We start from the raw sequence: 3,137 nt of genomic DNA, 5'->3' as shown, positions 1-3,137 counted from the left end.
GGTCTCAATTTCTGCTTCAAGCATGCTCACTTATGCTTATAAGCTGCGCTTACTTTCATTGAACTTGAAACAATGGCTGGCTCTAATATGATAAAAACTAAATTATAAAACACCAATGACTTAAGTTAAGTCATTGGTGTTGGCGTTTTAGTGACGGAAGTGACGCATGCCAGTAAATACCATGGCAATGCCGTGCTCATCTGCCGCTGCAATGATTTCTTCATCACGGATTGAACCGCCTGGCTGAATGATGCAGCTGATACCAGCCGCAGCTGCTGCATCGATACCGTCACGGAATGGGAAGAAGGCATCTGATGCCATCACTGACCCTTCAACCACTAAACCTTCGTCTGCCGCTTTAATGCCTGCAACTTTTGCTGAGTAAACGCGGCTCATTTGGCCTGCGCCGACGCCGATAGTCATGCCATCTTTTGCGTAAACAATCGCGTTAGATTTAACGAACTTAGCCACTTTCCAGCAGAACATTAAGTCAGTTAGCTGCTCGGCGGTTGGTTGCACTTTTGATACCACTTTAACGTCAGCCACATCAACCATGCCTTGGTCGCGGTCTTGAACTAATAAGCCGCCGTTAACACGTTTGAAATCTTGAGTAGTGGTTTTAGTATTCCACTGACCACATTCGAGTAATCGCACGTTGGCTTTAGCGGCAACGATGTCGCGTGCTGCTGCACTAACTTTAGGGGCAATGATCACTTCAACAAATTGACGATCAACAATGGCTTTCGCGGTGTCAGCATCTAATTCTTGGTTAAAGGCGATGATGCCACCAAAAGCTGATGTTGGGTCAGTTTTGAATGCGCGATCGTAAGCTTCAAGGATCGTGTTACCTAAGGCCACACCACAAGGGTTAGCATGTTTTACGATGACACAAGCTGGGCCTTCAAATTCTTTCACACACTCTAGCGCAGCATCAGTATCTGCAATGTTGTTGTATGACAGGGCTTTACCTTGCAATTGTGTTGCACTTGCAACCGATGCTTCATCAATGTTGCTATCAACATAGAAAGCCGCTTTTTGATGGCTGTTTTCGCCGTAGCGTAAATCTTGTTTTTTGATCAGCTGAGTATTGAACGTGCGTGGGAAGCTAGAATCTTCGTGGCACTCATCTTTACTGTGTGCAGGCACCATAGTGCCGAAGTAGTTAGCAATCATACCGTCGTAAGCGGCAGTGTGTTCGAATGCGGCAATGGCTAAATCAAAACGTGTTTCTAAGGTGGTGCTGCCGTTGTTTGCTTGCATCTCTGTAATCACGCGATCGTAGTCACTGGCGTTAACAACAATAGTGGTGTCTTTATGGTTTTTCGCAGTAGAACGTACCATGGTCGGGCCACCGATATCGATGTTCTCAACGGCGTCAGCTAACGTACAACCTTCTTTTGCCACAGTAGAAGCAAATGGGTAAAGGTTAACCGCAACTAAATCGATGGGTTTAATGGCATTTTGTTCCATTACGATTTCATCAATACCGCGACGGGCTAAGATGCCGCCGTGTACTTTTGGATGCAATGTTTTAACACGACCATCCATGATTTCAGGGTGACCGGTATAGTCAGATACTTCAGTGACAGGAATATTATTGTCAGCAAGTAATTTGGCTGTTCCGCCTGTAGAAAGTAGTTCTACGCCTTGCTCGTGAAGTGCTTTAGCAAACTCAAGCATTCCAGTTTTATCAGATACACTTAGCAGTGCGCGACGAATAGGTCTGACAGTATTCATGTAGGTACAGTGTCCACTATTTATTTTAAGGAAGTTTGGCAAAACAGAGCAGACATCGACATGGCTCTGCTTTGCAAAATTCCCTTAATGTTTTTACTTGTTAGGGGGTTGCTGCCTATAGGCAGGGCGCGCGCATTTTATCGCAAAAGCACCATATAGGGTGTTTTTTCTGCGCGATTTCACAATATTGAAATAAGAACAAAGTTACTCACAAAATTTTATTCTATAAAAGCCTTGACCTTGGATTTAACTCTAAGGTTTATAGTAATACTTATACTCGTAATGATTATCTGTGTATTGCATCAGAATGTTTATCTTACTCATGGTGAATTTATGTATCGAATAGGTGAAGTCGCGGCGCTGTTTAATGTTAAAGCTGATACGCTGCGGTTTTATGAAAAACACGGTTTATTAGCGCCCTCTAGCCGCTCTGATGCGGGCTATCGACTTTATAATGAGGATGATACTGCCAAGTTAGGTTTTATTATTCGCGCCAAAGCGGTGGGCTTTAGTTTGAATGACATTGCCGAGTTGTTATCCATTGAATTAGATAAATCCAACTGGGCATGTGCCGATGTAAAAGGGCTGGTGGACTCAAAGCTTAAACAAGTACAAGACAAGATGGCCGAGCTCGCCAATTTTGCTAACTCATTGGGCAAATTATCAGCGGCCTGTTGCGGCGGCCCTGAAAGCGCTGAACATTGCTCAATTTTAGAAGCATTAGAGTCAACAGATAAAGAATTAAATCCAAAAGCTGAACAGCAACGTCATACAGCAAAGCAGCCTCAAGGTTAGGAGCGCATTATGTTATTAAGCAATTTTTTAGAGTTATTTTTAGAGTCCGCTCCGTGGCTATTATTAGGCTTAGTGTTGGCCGGTTTGTTGAAAGTCTTTGTGCCCATGGCATGGATGCAAAAACAACTTGGTGGTCACGGCTTAAAAACAGTAGTTAAAGCAGCTGTGATTGGCGCGCCGTTACCTTTATGTTCTTGCGGGGTTATTCCTGCTGCAGTGGGTTTGCGTCGCTCTGGCGCATCAAAAGCGGCTACAACCTCATTTTTAGTATCAACGCCTGAAACTGGGGTGGATTCGGTTACGGTATCTTATGTGTTGTTAGGGCCATTTATGGCCATTGTGCGTCCGATAGCGGCGATCACCAGCGCCATTGTGGCGGGTTTATTAGTCGGTCGTGATGATGACGATGGTAAGGTCGTCAGCGAAGTTAAAGACGATGCTGCTACTAATACAGCAACTAATACCGCAACTACAACAGCGATGACGATGAAGCCTGCTGCTAATGCATCAGTGATGCAGCCAATGAGTGCCGCTGTTGTAAAATCAGTGCCAGTCGCTAAAGCCAGTAGTTGTTGTGCGAGTAAATCTGAATCCGTTAAGGCTGA

General features: G+C 44.6%; 3 protein-coding genes. 2 read left to right on the top strand and 1 reads right to left on the bottom strand.

The window, feature by feature from the left end:
- Positions 1-147: 147 nt before the first annotated feature.
- On the bottom strand, positions 148-1,737 hold the full coding sequence (gene purH, locus BCU91_RS17160) for a bifunctional phosphoribosylaminoimidazolecarboxamide formyltransferase/IMP cyclohydrolase (RefSeq protein ID WP_102477125.1): 1,590 nt from the start codon (positions 1,735-1,737) through the stop codon (positions 148-150).
- A gap of 333 nt (positions 1,738-2,070) precedes the next feature.
- On the opposite strand from purH, the gene zntR reads away from it, so the two are divergent.
- Both zntR and BCU91_RS17150 read left to right on the top strand, forming a co-directional pair.
- Positions 2,071-2,532: a Zn(2+)-responsive transcriptional regulator gene (zntR, locus tag BCU91_RS17155; protein WP_102436938.1), complete on the top strand. Its 462-nt coding sequence runs from the start codon at positions 2,071-2,073 to the stop codon at positions 2,530-2,532.
- Between the two features lie 9 nt (positions 2,533-2,541).
- A partial coding sequence (locus BCU91_RS17150; RefSeq protein ID WP_198590493.1) for a permease occupies positions 2,542-3,137 on the top strand: 596 nt, incomplete at its 3' end.

Origin of the sequence: Shewanella sp. 10N.286.52.B9 (assembly GCF_002873635.1) — a bacterium.
In the GTDB taxonomy this organism is placed as follows: domain Bacteria; phylum Pseudomonadota; class Gammaproteobacteria; order Enterobacterales; family Shewanellaceae; genus Shewanella.
The sequence above is the reverse complement of the archived record's forward strand: the minus strand, read 5'-3'. Positions and strand labels throughout refer to the sequence as shown.

Coding starts and splice junctions, on each gene's coding strand:
- purH (WP_102477125.1), bottom strand. CDS start 1,737: ATGAATACTGTCAGACCTATTCGTCGCGCACTGCTAAGTGTATCTGAT.
- zntR (WP_102436938.1), top strand. CDS start 2,071: ATGTATCGAATAGGTGAAGTCGCGGCGCTGTTTAATGTTAAAGCTGAT.